Genomic DNA, 17,243 nt, shown 5'->3' with positions numbered 1-17,243 from the left:
ATTGTACCGAAATTCGCGAAAAAGTCCCGACACTCCGTCGCAAAGATGGCACATCGCTACGCAAGCACCTAGCGTTCCGATATGTCCTTGCCCGGCGTCAGCCCGGTCGCCGCGTCCCAGCCACCGCCCAGTGCCGCGATCAGTTGAGCACTGGCGACCAGCCGGCTTTCAAGCACATTCAGCACGCTGCGTTCGTTGCTCAAGGCCGTGGTCTGCACGTTGACCACGTCCAGATAACCGATCAGCCCGGCTTTGTACTGGTTGTTGGTCAGGCGCAACGAATCACGCGCCGATTGCAGGGCCTCGTCGCGCACGCCCGCTTCCTGCTCATACACGCGCAACTGCGCCATGTAGTCCTCGACCTCCTTGAAACCGTCGAGCACGGTCTGGCGGTACTGGGCGACAGTCTGGTCGTAGACGGCTTCGGTGCGGTCCACTTCGGCAGCGCGCTGGCCGCCATCGAACAGGGTCATCGCCAACTGCGGGCCGACCGACCAGAAGCGGTTGGGCAGGGAAATCCAGTTGCTGACCGTGCTGCTGCTGTAGCCGCCGCTCATGCTCAGGGTCAGGTCCGGGTAATACGCGGCCTTGGCCACGCCGATATTGGCGTTGGCGGTCATCACCGATCGCTCGGCAGCGGCGATGTCCGGGCGGCGCTCAAGCAATTGCGACGGCAGCTGCGCCGGAATCTGCGGCACCGCCGGAATCGACGTTGTGGCCGCGAGGCTGAAGTCCGCCGGCGCCTGGCCCATCAGCACGGCAATCGCGTTTTCGAACTGGGCGCGCTGCCATTGCAGGTCGATCAGGTCGGCCTGGGTGCTCTTGAGTTGTGTCTGCGCCTGGGCGGTAGCATCCCGGCCGGAAATCCCGGCGCGGTACTGGTTCTGGGTCATGGTCAGCGACCGTTGGTAGGCATCGACCGTTGCTTCGAGCAAACGTTTCTGCTCGTCGATCACCCGCAGTTGCAGGTAACTCTGCACCAGTTGCGACTGCAGGCTCAGGCGCATCGACGCCAGATCGGCGAGGCTGGCCTGGGCGCTGGCCTTGTCGGCCTCCAGGCCGCGGCGCAACTTGCCCCACACGTCGGCTTCCCAGCTCACGCCCAACTGCGCGTTGTAGGTGTCCCGGATGCCGCTGCTGGAACTGCTCAGGCTCGAACTGCTGCTGCCGGTGCCCTGGCTTGAGCGGTTTTTGCTGGTGGTCAGGTCCAGGGTCGGAAAAAACGCGCCACGCGCACTGCGCACCAGTGCCGCAGCCTGCCGGTACTGCGCCTCGTATTGCGCCACGGTCTGGTTGGACGTGTTGAGCTTCTCGACCAGGGCGTTGAGCTGGGCGTCGCCATAGATTTCCCACCACGCGCCGCGCGCTATCGCATCACTCGGGTTGGCCTGGGTCCAGCCCTCGGCCTGCTTGAAGTGCGCCGGGGTCGGCATGTCTGGCGTCTGGTAATCAGGGCCGACGGCACAGGCACTCAGCAGCAGCGCACACAGCGCTACGCCGAAGCTCCGGCGAAACGGCAACGTCCGCTGCAGGTCAGGCGTTTTCATCGAGTCGTTCATAGCGGAGTTTCCAGGGCAGCATCCGTCTGCACCCCGCGCCATGTGTTGAAACGATGGCGCAGACGGTCGAGATAAAGGTAAACCACGGGTGTGGTGTACAGCGTGAGGATCTGGCTGAGGATCAGCCCGCCGATAATGGTCAGGCCCAGCGGCCGGCGCATTTCCGCGCCTTCGGCGCTGCTCAGCAGCAACGGCACGGCACCGAGGATCGCCGCCAGCGTGGTCATCAGAATGGGCCGCAGACGCTGCAGGCAGGCGTTGCGAATCGATTCCACCGGGGTCATGCCGCCCTGGCGTTCGAGTTGCAAGGCGAGGTCGATCATCAGAATCGCGTTCTTCTTCACCACGCCGATGAGCAGAAACAGGCCCAACAGCGAGATCAGGCTGAATTGCCCGCCGGTGAGGTAGATGCTCAACAGCGCGCCGACCCCGGCCGAGGGCAGCGTCGAGAGAATGGTCAGCGGGTGGATGTAGCTTTCGTAGAGAATGCCCAGCACCAGGTACACCGCCACCAGCGCACCGAGGATCATCCACGGCTGGCTCTTCTGGGTGGCGGCGAAGGCGTCGGAGGTCCCGGCCATTTTGGCGATCACGTCTTCGGGCAGCCCCACCGCCGCGACCGCGCGTTCGATGGCGACGTTGGCCTGGTCGAGGGTGACGCCATCGGCCAGGTCGAAGGAGATGTTTTCCGACGCGAACTGGCCGTCATGGCTGACCCGGTCGTCCTCCAGACTGCGCTCGTAACGGGCGATGGTCGACAGCGGCACCCGCGCGCCGTCGGCAGTGATCACCTGAACCTGCTCCAGCGTGGTCGGGTCGAGGGCGTATTTCGGGTTGACCTCCATGACCACCTGATACTGGTTCAGCGGGTCATAAATGGTCGACACCTGACGCTGGCTGTAGGCGTTGTTCAGGACCGTGGTGACCATGTTCATGTCGATGCCCAGGCGCTTGGCCGCATCGCGGTCGACGATCAGCGTCACTTGCTGGGTGCCGCCGCCGTCGTTGGCGTCGATGGCAGTCAGTTCCTTGAGCGACTTCAGTGCGGCGACGATCTTCGGGTACCACAGGCGCAGGGTTTCCAGGTCGCCGCTTTGCAGGATGTACTGGTATTGAGAAGTGGTCTGCTCGCGGCCGCCGCCCAACTGCAGGTCCTGATCGGGTTGCAGAAACAGGCGCCCGCCCGGTACCAGGGGCATTTCCTTGCGCAGCCGTTCGACCACTTCCATGGCACCGATATTGCGTTCCTTGATCGGCTTCAAACGGACAATGATGAAGGCGTTGCCGGTGCCACCGTTGCCGCCGATGAAGCCCGCGACGCTTTCCACGGCCGGGTCCTTGAGGATCGCCGAGCGGAACGTGTCCATCTTCGGCTGCATCACCGAGAACGACAGGCCGTCATCGCCCCGCACAAACCCCATCAACTGGCCGGTGTCCTGCTGCGGCAGGAAGGTCTTGGGCACCACAACGTACAGCGCGACGTTGCCGACGATCGTCAACAGCAGCGTCAGCAGGGTCAGGCGCCGATGGCGCAGCACCCAGCGCAGGCTGCGGTCGTAGCCTGCAACCATGCGGTCATTGACCCGCTGGCTCCAGCGTTGCAGGCGATTTTCCGTGCCCGGCACGTGGGGCTTGAGCCAGCGCGCGCAGAGCATCGGCGTCAGGGTCAGCGAGACCACCAGCGAAACAACGATGGACACCGACAGCGTGATGGAAAACTCGCGGAACAGGCTCTCCACCAGCCCGCCCATGAACAGGATCGAGATAAACACCGCCACCAGCGAGACGTTCATCGACAGCAGGGTGAAGCCGACTTCTTTGGCGCCGAGATAAGCCGCCTCCATGGGCGGCACGCCTGCGTCGATGTGCCGGGAGATGTTTTCCAGCACGACGATGGCATCGTCGACCACCAGCCCGGTGGCGAGAATCAGTGCCATCAGCGACAGGTTGTTCAGCGAGAAACCGTACAGGTACATGATCGCGAAAGTGCCGACCAGCGACACCGGCACCGCCAGGGTCGGGATCAGCGAGGCGCGGAAGTTTCCGAGAAACAGGAACACCACCAGGATCACCAGCACCACGGCAATCAGCAAAGTCATCTCGGCTTCGTGAAGGGTGGCCTTGATCACCGGCGAGCGGTCCATGGCCAGATCGAGCTTGACGCTGGCCGGGAGCACCGCCTGCAACGCCGGCAACTGCGCCTTGATCGCCGCCACGGTTTCGATGATGTTGGCGCCGGCCTGGCGGTTGATCACCAGCAGCACAGCGGCTTTGTCATTGAAGAAGCCGCTGTTGTAGCGGTCTTCCACCGAGTCCTTGACCTTGGCCACGTCTTTGAGCCGCAACGCCGCGCCGTTGGCGTAATGGATGATCAGCGATTCGTAATCCTTGGCCTTCTCCAATTGGTCGTTGGCCTGCACCTGCCAGTTGTGCTCGCTGTTCTCCACCGAGCCTTTCGGGCGGCGCACGTTGGCATTGGAGATGGTCGTGCGCACTTCATCCAGCGACACGCCATACTGGGACAGCAGCTTGGGTTCCAGCTCCACGCGCACGGCGGGCAGCGAACTGCCGCCGATCTGCACTTCGCCGACGCCGTTCACCTGGGACAGGCTCTGGGACAGGATCGTCGAGGCCATGTCGTACAGCTCGCCCTTCTCCAGCACGTCGGAGGTCAGCGACAGCACCATGATCGGCGCCTGGGACGGGTTGACCTTCTTGTAGGTCGGCATGCTGCGCATCCCGCTGGGCAGCAGATTGCGCGACGCATTGATGGCCGCCTGCACTTCCCGCGCAGCACCATTGATGTCGCGGTCCATGTCGAACTGCAGAATGATCCGCGTCGAGCCCTGGCTCGAACGGCTACTCATGGTGTTGACCCCGGCAATCACCCCGAGGGAGCGCTCCAGCGGCGTCGCCACGCTCGATGCCATGATTTCCGGGCTGGCGCCAGGCAACGAGGCGCTGACCACGATCACCGGGAAATCCATGTTCGGCAGCGGCGACACCGGCAACAGACCGAAGCTCATCCCGCCCAGTAGCATGATCGCCAGACTCAGGAGCATGGTCGCCACGGGGCGTTTGATGAAGGGACCGGACAGATTCATGGGTGGGAGCTCCAAGCGGCAAGCTTCAAGCTGCAAGGGAAGGCAAAAGCCCCGGCCAGCGCATGGCTGCTTCTAGCTTGCAGCTTGAAGCTTGAAGCTTGCAGCTGGCCGGTCATAGCGCCGCCTCGGTCTTGGGCTGCCGCGCAAACCGACGCCCCAACCGATCAAAGTACAAATAGATGACCGGCGTGGTGAACAGCGTCAGCACCTGGCTGACCAGCAGGCCACCGACCATCACCAGACCCAGGGGCTGGCGCAGCTCGGCGCCGGAACCCGAGGCGAACATCAGCGGGATCGCGCCGAACAGTGCCGCCAGCGTAGTCATGAGGATGGGCCGGAAACGCAGCAGTGCCGCCTCGTAGATGGCGGTCTGCGGGTCGATGCCGCGGTTGCGTTCGGCGTCCAGGGCGAAGTCGATCATCATGATCGCGTTCTTCTTGACGATGCCGATCAGCAGGATGATGCCGATGATGGCGATCATGCCCAGATCATTGCCGCTGATGATCAGCGCCAGCAGCGCACCGATGGCCGCCGACGGCAGGGTCGACAGAATGGTGATCGGGTGGATGTAACTCTCATAGAGCACGCCCAGCACGATGTACATGGTGATCACCGCCGCCAGCACCAACAGCAGCGTGCTGGACAATGAGGCCTGGAAGGCTTCGGCCGCGCCCTGGAATTCCGTCTGCACACCGATTGGCATGCCGATGTCTTTCTGCACCTGCTCGATGACTTCCACGGCCTTGCCCAGCGCAACGCCCGGCGCCAGGTTGAACGACATCATCACCGCCGGAAACTGCCCGATGTGGGCGATTGCCAGTTGCGCCTGACGCTGTTCGACCCGGGCCAGACTGGACAGCTTGACCTGCCCGCCGTCGGTGGTCTTGACGTGAATCTGCTCCAGCGCTTCGGGGCCGAGTTCACTGCGCGAATCCGCTTGCAGCACCACGCGGTACTGGCTGGCCTGGGTGTAGATAGTGGAAATCTGCCGCTGGCCGAAGGCGTCGTACAGCGCGTCGGTGATGTTGGCAACGGTCACGCCCAGCCGGCTGGCAGCATCTCGGTCGATGTTGAGAAACACCTGCAAACCCTTGTCCTGCAGGTCGCTGGCGACATCGGTCAATTCCGGACGCTGAACCAGCGCCTCCACCAGCTTGCCGCTCCACAGATTGAGCAGGTCGGCGTCCGGCGACGACATACTGAACTGGTACTGAGTGCGACTGACCCGGTCTTCGATGGTCAGGTCTTGCACAGGCTGCATGAACAGGCGAATGTCCGACAGCTGATCGACCTCGGGCTGCAGGCGCTGGATCACTTCGGACGCCGTGACATCCCGGTCGCCGTGGGGCTTGAGGTTGATCAGCATGCGTCCGCTGTTGAGGGTCGCGTTGTCGCCGTCGACGCCGATGTAAGACGACAGACTGGCGACGGCCGGATCCTTGAGGATGATTTTCGCCAGGGCCTCGCTGACGCTGGCTCATGGAGGCGAACGACACCGACTGAGGTGCTTCGGAAATGCCCTGAATCACGCCGGTGTCCTGCACCGGGAAGAAGCCCTTGGGCACTGCCAGATACAGCAGCACCGTAATCCCGAGGGTGGCGATGGCCACCAACAGGGTCAATGGCTGATGCCTGAGCACCCACTGCAACTTGCGCCCATAGGCGGCCACCAGCCAGTCGATCCACGCGCCGCTGGCCCGGTAGAAGCGGCCCTGCTCTTCTTCTTTCGGCTCACGCTTGAGCAGGCGCGCGCACATCATCGGCGTCAACGTGAGGGACACCACCAGGGAAATCAGGATCGCCACCGCAAGGGTGATGGCGAATTCGCGGAACAATCGCCCGACCACGTCGGCCATGAACAACAGCGGAATCAGCACGGCGATCAGGGAAATGGTCAGCGAGATCAGGGTGAAACCGATCTGTCGCGCGCCTTTGAGCGCCGCCTGCAAGGGGGTCTCACCCTCCTCCAGGTGCCGGGAAATGTTCTCCAGCATGACGATGGCGTCGTCCACCACGAAACCGGTGGCAATGGTCATCGCCATCAAAGTGAGGTTGTTGACCGAGAAACCAGCGAGGTACATGACGCCGAAAGTGCCGATCAACGACAGCGGCACGGCCACCGACGGAATGATCGTCGCGCTGAAGCGCCGCAGGAACAGAAAGGTCACCAGCACCACCAGCACGATGGAGATCATCAGCTCGTGTTGCACATCGCTGACCGAGGCGCGGATGGTCTGCGTGCGGTCGGTCAGCACGGTGACATCCAGCCCGGCGGGCAGGTTTTCGGTGATGCTGGGCAGCAGCGCCTTGATCCGGTCGACCACGTCAATGACGTTGGCGCCCGGTTGACGCTGGATATTCAGCAGCACGGCCTGGTTTTCGTTGGCCCAGGCGGCGAGGCGATCATTTTCGGCGCCGTCGACGATCTCGGCGACGTCCTTGAGCCGCAGCGGGCCGCCGTTGGCGTACGCCAGGATCAGGTTGGCGTACTCTTCGGGGGATTTGAGCTGATCATTGGCGTCGAGCATCGACACCCGCGTCGGGCCGTCGAAATTACCCTTGGGGGTGTTGACGTTGGAAGCGCTGACCAAGGTGCGCACGTCTGCCAGGTTCAGGCCGTTGGCCGCCAATGCGTCAGCGTTGACCTTGATCCGCACCGCCTGACGCTGGCCGCCGGCGATGGTCACCATGCCCACTCCGCTGATCTGCGCGATCTTCTGCGCCATGCGCGTGTCAACCAGATCGTTGAGTTTGGGCAGCAGCATGGTCTTTGAGGTAATCGCCAGGGTCAGGACCGGTGTGTCGGCAGGGTTGACCTTGTTGTACGTCGGCGGCGCCGGCAGGTCGCTTGGCAGCAGGTTGGTCGCGCCGTTGATCGCCGCCTGCACTTCCTGTTCGGCCACGTCCATGTTGATGTCGAGGCTGAAACGCAGGGTGATGACCGAGGCGCCGCCAGAGCTGGTCGAGGCCATCTGGGTCAGGCCCGGCATCTGCCCGAACTGGCGCTCGAGGGGCGCGGTCACGGCACTGGTCATCACTTGTGGACTGGCGCCCGGGTACAGCGTCATCACCCGAATGGTCGGGTAATCCACTTGGGGCAATGCCGACACCGGCAGCAGCGTGTACGCGATCAGACCCGCGAGCACGATGGCAAGCATGCTCAGCGTGGTGGCGACCGGCCTGAGGATGAACAGCCGTGACAGGTTCATACGTTGCCTTTCTTCGCCGTCCCGGCATTGGCCGACTCACCGGGCTCCTTCGACGGCTTGCCCTGCAACTGCTGGCCCGGCGTGGCCGGAACGTCCTTGCTGTCGTTGACCACGTCTACCGCACTGCCGTCTTTAAGGCGGTCGGTTCCTTCGAGCACCACGCGGTCCCCGGCCACCAGACCTTCGGTGATCACCGTGGAGTTCTCGTCGCTCGGCCCGGTCTTGAGCGGGCGAATGCGCACGGTCTTGTCGCCGTCCATCACGTACACAAAGGTGCCGTTGACGCCAAACTGCACGGCGGCCGACGGCACCAGCACCACGTTTTTCAGGGTATTGGCGAGCAGGCGCGCGTTAACGAACTGATTGGGGAACAGCGCTTCGTTGTCGTTATCGAAACGCGCCTTGAACTTCAACGTGCCGGTGGTGATGTCGATCTGATTGTCGATGCTGGCGAGCACGCCGGTGGCCTGAAGCTTGAGGTCACCGCGATCCCACGCTTCGACCGGCAGTTTGTCACCGCTGCGGTAGCGACTGAGCACCTCGGCCAGGTCTTTTTCCGGCAGTGTGAAGTTGACGGTGATTGGCTTGATTTGAGTGATCACGACCAACGGGTTGGTGTCATTGGCCGCCACCAGATTGCCGACGTCCAGCTGGCGCAGACCGATGCGACCCGAAATCGGCGCCCGAATCTGCGAGAACTCCAGATTGAGCTTCGCGTCGCCCACGGCCGCCTGATTGGTCTTGATGGTTCCCTGGTACTGACCGACGAGGGACTCGGCCGTGTCCAGGGTTTGCTTGGCAATGCTGTCTTCTTTGTACAGGCCCCGATAACGCTGTACGTCGAGTTGAGCATTCTTGAGCAGCGCCTGGTTCTGCATCAGCGTGCCCTCGGCCTGCTGCAGCGCGATCTGGTAGCTGCGCGGGTCGATCACCGCCAGCAGATCGCCGGCCTTGACCTGCTGGCCTTCCTGGAAATTGATCTTCATCAATTCCCCCGCTACACGGCTGCGCACGTTGATCGTGTTCAGCGCGGTCACGGTGCCGAGGGCTTTGTAGTAGATGGGGAAATCACCGGTGGTAGCAGCCGCCACCCGCACCGGCACCGGAACGGTCGAGCCGCCGAAACCGGGACGCTTGGCCGCCGCTTTGCCGTTCCCGCTGCTGCGGCTCGCGCTGGCCTGGGCTTGATCGGTTTTCTGCGCGGCAGTGTCCGGCTTCGACGCAGAGCCTGGCCAGAAGCGCCAGCACAGGCCAGCGACGATCAACAGAACCAACAGGCTTATCAGCCAGCGACGGGAATTGCGGGGGCCAGACGATTGCATGAATAAATCAACCAGTGTGCGCGTGAGCGTCTTCGGGAAGCTGAACAATAAGCACAGAAATCAGCGAGGCAAAGGGCCTTTACCGGCAATTTACCTAGTGCTTACTTTGGATAAGGTGCTGACGTACCAATAAAAAACGGCCTGAGGGAGTCAGGCCGCCTTGAGGTTGCCGGGAACTGCCATCCGATGATGGCAATACGCCGTGAGGGAGCTTACTTCAATACGGCCAGCGCTGCGTCGTAGTTCGGCTCCTGGCCGATCTCCGGTACCAGTTCGCTATGCAGGACAATATCGTTTTCGTCCAGTACCACCACGGCACGGGTGGTCAGGCCCTTCATGGAGCCGTCGGCAATGGCAACGCCGTAATCCTGCATGAACTGCGCGCCGCGCATGGTGGACAGGTTCTTCACATTTTCCAGACCTTCCGCACCACAGAAACGTGCCTGGGCGAACGGCAGGTCAGCGGAGATGCACAGCACAACGGCGTTGTTGAGCTCGTTGGCCTGGGCGTTGAATTTGCGCACGGAGGTGGCGCAGGTCGGCGTGTCGACGCTCGGGAAAATGTTCAACACCTTGCGCTTGCCGGCGAAGGTTTCCAGGGTGGCGTCGGACAGATCGCCCGCCACCAGCGTGAAGGCGGGCGCCTTGCTTCCAACGTTCGGCAGTTCGCCGCTGATCTGTACCGGGGAGCCTTTACGAGTCACTTGTGGCATGAGCTGATTCCTTGTTTGAGGTGGCATGCAAGGGCGGAAGTTAACCTTGAAAACACAGGGTCACCTACCGCCAGGAATGAATATTCTGACAGTGCCGCGGCTGTTAAAAATCACGCTTGTAAAAAATATCCAGAGAGCTCGCCACGCCGCCCGCGACCTCCAGATACACCTTCTTGCTCAACAGGTAACGCAAGGTCAGGGTGTTGGCCGGTTCGAATACCCCCACGCCATAGCGCAGGCTGAGCTTGTCGGTGATCTTGCCGCTGGCGACTACCGCTGTCTTGTCGCCGCTGCCTGAGGTGTCCAGATCGAAATCCCGAATGCCCAACCCGGACGCCAGCTTGCCCGCCGTCGACGAACCGCCGGCCAGGCCCAGTGCCAGCGCCGCCTGAGCGACCATGTTGCTGTCCTCACCATTTGTGCTCAGCGGACGGCCCAGCACCAGATAGGACAATGCCTGCTCCTGGCTCATGGCCGGTTCGGAAAACACCGTGGTGGTCGGCTGTTCGGCGCTGCCGCTCAGGCGGATGCCGGCAATCACGTCGTCGGTCTGACGGATGGCTTCGATGTCCAGATACGGCTGATCAACCGGTCCTGCAAACAACAGGCGGGCCTTGCGGATGGTCAGGCGCTGACCGTACGCGCGGTAGCGGCCGTCGTTGAGGTTCAACTCGCCCCGCGTGTCCATGTTGTCGCCGATGTGCACGTGGCCGGCGAGATTGGCGGTCAGGCCGAAGCCTGTGAAGCTCAAGGTCTCCTGTCCCACTTCGACGTTGACGTCCATGGCGATGGCCAGCGGGGTTTTGCCCTGCTTGGTCTGCTGGCCGACGATCACCGTGTCATCGGAGACTTTCACGGTCGACGGCGGCAGCTGCCGCACAGTGATTTCGCCTTTCGGGATGAGGACTTTGCCCGACACCGCGAGCCGGTCGCCCTGCAGGGTGATCTTCAGGTCCGGGGCCGCCTCCAGCTTGGCGTGGGGTTCGACCGTTATCGGCAGGCGCGTACCTTTCAATGCTACGTCGACATCCAGTGCGTCGGCCCAGGCCACGTGCCCGCCAATGCTGCCCTGACCTGTCGGGCCGCTGTTCCATTTGCCGGTCAAATCGACGCGCTCGCCGGCAATCAGGGCTTGGACGTTGAGCTTTTCAAAGCTCACGGGTACCTCCGGCCCGGAGACTTCGCCGTCGGTGAGCGCCACATTGCCGTTGATCTGCGGCGCCAGCAGGCTGCCCGAAACCCGACCACTGCCGTTGAGCTTGCCATTGAGTTTTTCCACCATCGGCACAAACGGCCGAACAACCGACACGTCCAGGCCGCTCAGGGTGAAGTCCCCGGTGACGGGCTTGTTTTTGGCGATCGGGTCGATGCTCAATCGGGCCAACAACTCGCCGAGCTTGCCCCCACGAAAATTCAGGCTGGTGTCGACTTTCTTCGGCGTCAGGCTGCTGGTCAACTTAAGCGTGTCGTAGGGGAAGTCCAGCCACTGGCGCTTGTCCTTGACCCGCAGTGTTCCGCCACTGGCGTCGATGACCACCTGACCATTGGGGCCGGCAGCCGGCACGTCCAGCTGAATATCCGCATTCAATGCACCCTTCCAGGCGAAATCCTTGGGCAGCCATTGCGCCAGACTTTCCAGCGGGAAGCGCTTGAGGTGGTAACGCAGGCGCGGTTCCGGCATCAGACGCTGATCTTCGCCGCACAAACTCGCAGGCCCCGACACCCAGCAATGGGCACCGAAGTTGACCTTACCGTCTGCAAGGCGCTCCAGTTTGGCCGGCTGCTGCAACTTCCAGTCCTGCCCGCCGCTCTGGATGTCACCGCTGGCCAGACGCCCCCGCCAGTTGCCTTTGTCCAGGTTGCCGTCCAGCGCAAGGGCCAGTTTCAGCAGCGGCCCCTGTAGGTCGAGTTTCACCTGCTGGCGTTTGATGTCGCCCTGGCCGTTGACGCTCAGCGCGCCCAGTGCGGTGTCGCCGGCTCGAATGCCCGTGGTCTTCAGGTCAACCGTCGCGCGCTGGGCGTTGTCGAGTTTCGCCGCCAGGGAGAGGGTTTGCAGCGTGTTTGCCTGAAAAGCCAGTTGGGTTCCCGTCAAGGCCAGTTGGCCTTGGGGCGCCTGGACCGTGCCGGCAACGTCGACGCGTCCTTTCATCTGGCCTTGCAAACCGGGCCACAGTTGACCCAGTCGAGCAAGATTGATGTCCAGTTGTCCGGCGATTTTCTGCTGGAGGCTGCCGGTGCCTTGAATCCGGTTGTCGCCCAGACGAATGTCCAGAGCGTTGAGACTCCATTTGTTGTCGGCGCCATCGGCCTTGGCCTGCAACACCGCAGGCTGGCCGCGCAGGCGCCCCTTCAGATCCAGATCGGCGTTCAGCGTCAGTTGTTCATTGCGCATCGAGCCCTTGCTGCGCAGCGGACCGGCCAGGGAGCCCGGCAATTCCGCGACCCAGTAAGCGGGATCGATGGCGCTGAGATCCAGTGCCGTGTCCCAGGCGATGCCATCGGCAAATTGCAGGTTGAGGTGACCGCTTGCCTTGCCCTGCCCGGCTGCCAGCTCAAGTTGAGGCAGGAAGAGCTCCTGCAGATCACCGCTGAACGGGCTTTGAAGAGTGAACGGGCCGGCCGGGCCTTTGAAGTCGCCGGCGAAATGGCCGAGGTACTTGCCGTCGGTGTAGGACACCTCCCCGGTGAACGTATGCACGCTGACCTGCGGCTCGTCGATCAAGGGGTACAAGCGATGCCAGGGGAAATCGAGCCAGTCAATCTTCGCGTCGGCGCGCAGGCCCTGCTGCCAGTCCAGCTTGCCACTTGCCTTGAGGCGCTGGTTGTCACTCGCCGTCAGGTCCAGGGCCGCAATGTCCGCGCCCTTGGCATCCACCCGGCCTTGTAATGCCAGCGCCACCGGGCCTTTTTCAGCGGGGAGGCTGGCGCTGCCGGTGATGGCGTAGCCTTGGGCGAGATCGCCCTTCGCGTTGAGAATCAGCTGATTGAGCTGCAGCGTGTCCGGCAGATCAGCGCTCGGCTTGAAGTTGTCGCTGGTGATGGCGATGTCTGCCGGCAGGTTCTCCACCAGCGGTTGCAACTGCCCCACGAGGCTCGCGTCGAGGTAGCCCTTGCTCTGCGCGTTCAGCTTCAATGTCTTGAGCAGGTCCCCTTGAATGTTCAGCGCCATGGACAGCGGCTGACCACTGACGTCCGGCAGCTTCAACTGCCCCTCGGCGGTCAGCGGCCAGTCACCCTCGGGTTTGAGCAGGCCAGACAGGTCGAGGACGATGTCATCACGACCGGCGTGCAGCGAATCAATCTTCAACCCTTCGGCGGTCCAGTGGGCCGCCAGTTGCACGTCGCGAACCTGCTCGGTGCCGTCCAGGTGCAGGCTGCCGATCTGCACGCGACCCAGCTGCAAGGCCAGCGGCAGCTTGAGATTCGGCAGCGTGATCGGGCCGCTGCTCGCCTCATTCCTGGAGGGCGGGAATTGCAGCCTGATGTCGCCCGTCTGCAGGGTGTCGATGCACAGCGTCATGCGCGCCAGGCACGCCGGGGTCCAGTCAAACACCGGTGCATCCACTTCGACCTTGCTCTGGCCTTGCTGCCAGACCAAGTGATCCGCCTGCCATGCGCCGCCCAGGCGACCGGAAAACCCTTCGACCGAAAGACCCGGTACAAGACCGATGGCCCAACGGCTGCCACTTTGGGTACCGAGAACGAGCGTCAATGTCAGCATCACCAGGATGACCAACGACAGCAGCGTAATCGCCATTATCGCAGCGGTGCGTTTCAGCAAATCCCTATTCGTCACAGTTCAGGTCCCATCGAGAAGTGCAGACGAATACCGCCGTCTTCATCCAGTGCGTGGGCGAGGTCCAGGCGCAGCGGCCCGACCGGAGACACCCAGCGCACACCAATGCCGACGCCCGTCTTCAGGCTCGGCAGGTCCAGGGAATTGAACGAGTTGCCCTGATCGACGAACGCGGCCACGCGCCATTTTTCGGCGATGGAGTATTGGTACTCGGCGCTGCCGGCAATCATGTAGCGGCCGCCGATCTTGTCGCCATCGGAGTTTTCCGGGGACAGCGATTGGTAGTCATAACCGCGCACGCTCTGGTCGCCACCGGCAAAGAAACGCAGCGAAGGCGGGATCGATTTGTAGCCATTGGTGGCACTGCCGCCGACTTGCACCCGGCCGAGGAAGCGGTGATTCTGCGCCACGGTGGTCAGCCCTTTGAGCATGACCGTGCCGTGCAAGAGGTTGGCGTCCGAGCCCAGCCCTTCCTTGGCGACCTGGGTGTCGAACTGCAGCCGGTAGCCATTGTGCGGGTCGATCCGGTTATCGCTGCGCAGGTATGAATAGCTGACACCGGGCATGAGCAAGGTGCTCAGGCCTTCGTCATTGCCCAGTCGGTACTCTTCGCGCTGCCACTTCAGCGAGATCACACGCTCCCAGCCGCTGGGCAGTTTGCTGTGCCATTCCGGGCCGACGGTCAGCAGTTTGCTCAGGCTGTCGGTGTCGGCGATTTCTTCATACTGGTAGCCGCCGGCGAAACGCAGTTTGTCGGTCAAGGGCGGGTCCAGCGGGATGTCGTAGAACAGGCCAACGTTCTGCCGTGGCGCAGAGATTTCGGCTTCGGCGCCGTAACTGTGGCCTTGGGGATTGACCCAGTGGCGCGTCCAGTTGGCTTTTACCCGGGGGCCGACGTCGGTTGAATAGCCGACGCCCAGCCCCATGGTCCGCGGCTTGCGGGTCTGCAGCTGGACGTCCACCGGAATGACCTGGGCCTGGGCGTCTGTGGGCGCTGCATTGACTCGCACGCCTTCAAAATAGCCGCTTGCCTGCATGGCCTGGTTGAGTTCGGCGATGAGTTCGGAGTCGTAGGGCGTGTCCTGCTTGAAAGGCACCATTCGCTGCAGCAGGTCTTCATCGAACGGCGCGTCGCCGCTGAAGGTCACTTTACCCAGCGAGAAACGTGGCCCGCTGTCGTAAACCAGCTCGATGTCTGCGACACCGGCACGGGGGTCAACGGACAGGCGCTGAGTCACAAACCGGCCATTGAAAAAGCCATAGCGCGCGGCCTGGGTTTCGATCAGGTGTTTGGCGTCCTCGTAGACACCGTGGTTGAGTACTGCGCCGGGTTTCAGGGCGTCGCCTTTAGGCACGCGGAAGCTCTTGAGCTGGGTGGCCTGCCCGGTTACGCGGATGGACACGTTGCGCAGGTGGACAGGCTCGCCGGCCTCGACCTTCAGCAGCAGTTGAAGGTTGTTGTCGACGTGGCGGACTTCGCTGTCAATCTGCGCCTGGTAATAGCCAAGGGCCTGAGCAGCCTTTTGCGCCTGCTCGACGGCCCCCACGCTGAAGCGTTCGAGGGCCGGCTCGTCGCGCTCGCCGAGACTGCCCACATAACCTTCGATGTTGGATTTGAGCGCGGCATTGGACGGCTTGATCCGGACCTCTAGCTGCGCATCGGCGAATGCCGCGCAGCTGGACAACATCAAGACAAAGCCACTGGTGTATCGACGGGGAAACTTCATAGGCGCGAATGCTACACGAGCAACGCGGGCTGCTGGAACCCGCTGAAATTGAGGAGCTTGCGTAGCTCAAGCCACAGAACCCAATGAAACCTGGGGGTTTGGGTGGAAAAATATGCGTTCTCGGACAGGTCCTACTGCGACCTCGCCGATTTCCTCATAACCCTGTCGTTGATAGAACTCCAGATAGTGGCCATTACCGGTGTCGAGGACGATCCCTTCCGAGTTCTTGTCCTCGGCACACCAGTCATGCAGCGCATGCAACAACTGCTCGCCGTAGCGCTGGCCCTGGAAATCAGGGTGGACTCCGAACAACGGCAGCACGTGCACCGCTTCGGACGGCGCGCAGGCCAGCACATCGTGGTAATACTCCAGATAGCGCTGGGTCCCGCGCAGGCCGGTGCTCATCAACATGCGAATGCGCCAGGCCCAGCTTTCGGTGATGCCCAGCCGCCGTTGCGGCGGGGCAATCAGCACAGCGCCTACCAGCCGGTCTGCGACGAACAGGCCCAACGCGGGCATTTCCTGAAGAAAGTGCTGCTTGACCAGTTGGCGGATGGTCGACCTGACCCGGTGCTCGTAACCGGATCGGCCAGATTCGAAGAGGTGGGCGAAGCTTGGCTCCTGGCGGTAGGCGAGGTACAGCAGCGAGCGGGTTTCGCGGGAGTAGCCGCTGTCGAGCTGACGGATCTCCGCCGTTTCGCTAGGCAGTTCTGGCATGGTGTTCGTCCTTTTGATGAGCCCCGGGGCGGCCGCTCGGGTGGTGGTCTTCAAGGCTTCGAGTCGCCGCCTGCAAGCGCAGTTCCCGCGACGTGGCCATCGTTCAGAAATGCCCACCCGCCATTTGCGATCCTGTCGAGTGAACCGGGCGCTGGCCGTCGCCCGGCAGGTCGGCTAGCATCGCCGTTTGTATTTGTAAGGAGCTGCCAGGAGCGCCGCCCATGAAAATTGTGTCTTTTAATATCAACGGCCTCCGCGCCCGACCGCATCAACTGGCGGCGTTGATCGAGAAGCATCAACCCGACGTCATTGGCTTGCAGGAAACCAAGGTTTCCGATGAGCAATTTCCCCAGGCCGATATCGAAGCGCTGGGTTACCACGTGCATTTCCACGGTCAGAAAGGTCATTACGGCGTCGCCCTCCTTTCGCGTCAGGCGCCACTGTCGATTCACAAGGGCTTCGACAACGACGATGAGGAGGCCCAGCGCCGTTTCATCTGGGGCACGTTCGCCGATCGCAACGGCAATCCGGTGACGGTCATGAATGGCTATTTCCCACAGGGCGAAAGCCGTGATCACCCGACTAAATTCCCGGCCAAGCTGCGTTTCTATGCGGATTTGCAGAACCTGCTGGAGACGCGTTTCAGCAATGACCAGCCGCTGGTGGTGATGGGCGACGTCAACATTTCCCCTGAGGACAGCGACATCGGCATCGGCGCCGACAATGCCAAGCGCTGGTTGAAAACCGGCAAGTGCAGCTTCCTGCCGGAAGAGCGCGAGTGGCTCGGCAAACTCAAGAGTTGGGGCTTGGTGGACAGCTTCCGCCACCTGTACCCGGAAGTGGTCGATCAATACAGCTGGTTCGATTACCGCAGCCGCGGTTTTGAAGACGAGCCCAAGCGCGGCCTGCGCATCGACCTGATCCTTGCGTCCCACGGGCTGCAACCGCGCATCAAGGCCGCCGGCGTGGATTATCACCTGCGGTCGATGGACAAACCGTCCGACCACGCGCCGATCTGGCTTGAGCTGGAGTAACCGGACCTTTAAACGATGAGCCGCGCGGCGCCGTGCCTGCGGCTCGCTCGTCAAATGCGCAA

8 protein-coding genes and 1 pseudogene are annotated in these 17,243 nt (G+C 62.5%); 1 reads left to right on the top strand and 8 read right to left on the bottom strand.

The features are described from left to right. Positions 1 to 68 precede the first annotated feature (68 nt). The 8 genes and pseudogenes from JN403_RS16890 to JN403_RS16855 all read right to left on the bottom strand — a co-directional run bounded on the left by JN403_RS16890 (position 69) and on the right by JN403_RS16855 (position 16,147). Positions 69 to 1,547 carry an efflux transporter outer membrane subunit gene (locus JN403_RS16890; RefSeq protein WP_205487447.1) on the bottom strand — a complete coding sequence of 493 codons (1,479 nt, stop codon included), beginning with the start codon at positions 1,545 to 1,547 and terminating at the stop codon, positions 69 to 71. An 8-nt stretch (positions 1,548 to 1,555) separates the two neighbouring features. Further along, positions 1,556 to 4,663 carry an efflux RND transporter permease subunit gene (locus tag JN403_RS16885; protein ID WP_205483348.1) on the bottom strand — a complete coding sequence of 1,036 codons (3,108 nt, stop codon included), beginning with the start codon at positions 4,661 to 4,663 and terminating at the stop codon, positions 1,556 to 1,558. Positions 4,664 to 4,775: 112 nt separating this feature from the next. Continuing rightward, positions 4,776 to 7,872, bottom strand: a pseudogene (locus tag JN403_RS16880) (MdtB/MuxB family multidrug efflux RND transporter permease subunit). Further along, positions 7,869 to 9,209 carry an MdtA/MuxA family multidrug efflux RND transporter periplasmic adaptor subunit gene (locus JN403_RS16875; RefSeq protein ID WP_205487444.1) on the bottom strand — a complete coding sequence of 447 codons (1,341 nt, stop codon included), beginning with the start codon at positions 9,207 to 9,209 and terminating at the stop codon, positions 7,869 to 7,871. Before JN403_RS16875 ends, JN403_RS16880 begins: the two are co-directional and overlap by 4 nt. Positions 9,210 to 9,406: 197 nt before the next feature. Next, on the bottom strand, positions 9,407 to 9,907 hold the full coding sequence (gene tpx / locus JN403_RS16870; protein ID WP_122624952.1) for a thiol peroxidase: 501 nt from the start codon (positions 9,905 to 9,907) through the stop codon (positions 9,407 to 9,409). A 103-nt stretch (positions 9,908 to 10,010) separates the two neighbouring features. Further along, complete coding sequence (locus JN403_RS16865) at positions 10,011 to 13,664, bottom strand: translocation/assembly module TamB domain-containing protein (RefSeq protein ID WP_205487436.1); 3,654 nt, start codon at positions 13,662 to 13,664, stop codon at positions 10,011 to 10,013. Between the two features lie 35 nt (positions 13,665 to 13,699). Next, positions 13,700 to 15,430, bottom strand: a complete 1,731-nt coding sequence (locus tag JN403_RS16860) for an autotransporter assembly complex family protein (protein WP_205483347.1) — start codon at positions 15,428 to 15,430, stop codon at positions 13,700 to 13,702. 66 nt (positions 15,431 to 15,496) lie between these two features. Beyond that, a complete protein-coding gene (locus JN403_RS16855; RefSeq protein WP_205483346.1) occupies positions 15,497 to 16,147 on the bottom strand; it encodes a GNAT family N-acetyltransferase in 651 nt (216 codons plus the stop codon). Between the two features lie 221 nt (positions 16,148 to 16,368). Between JN403_RS16855 and xthA the strand changes: the two genes are divergently transcribed. After that, positions 16,369 to 17,181 (top strand): exodeoxyribonuclease III, encoded by an 813-nt coding sequence (gene xthA, locus JN403_RS16850; protein WP_205483344.1) that lies wholly within the window; start codon positions 16,369 to 16,371, stop codon positions 17,179 to 17,181. The last annotated feature ends 62 nt before the right edge of the window (positions 17,182 to 17,243 follow it).

It is taken from the genome of Pseudomonas sp. 15A4, from assembly GCF_016925575.1.
Lineage (GTDB): Bacteria > Pseudomonadota > Gammaproteobacteria > Pseudomonadales > Pseudomonadaceae > Aquipseudomonas.
Note: the sequence above shows the minus strand (reverse complement) of the source record. Positions and strands in the feature narration are given on the sequence as shown.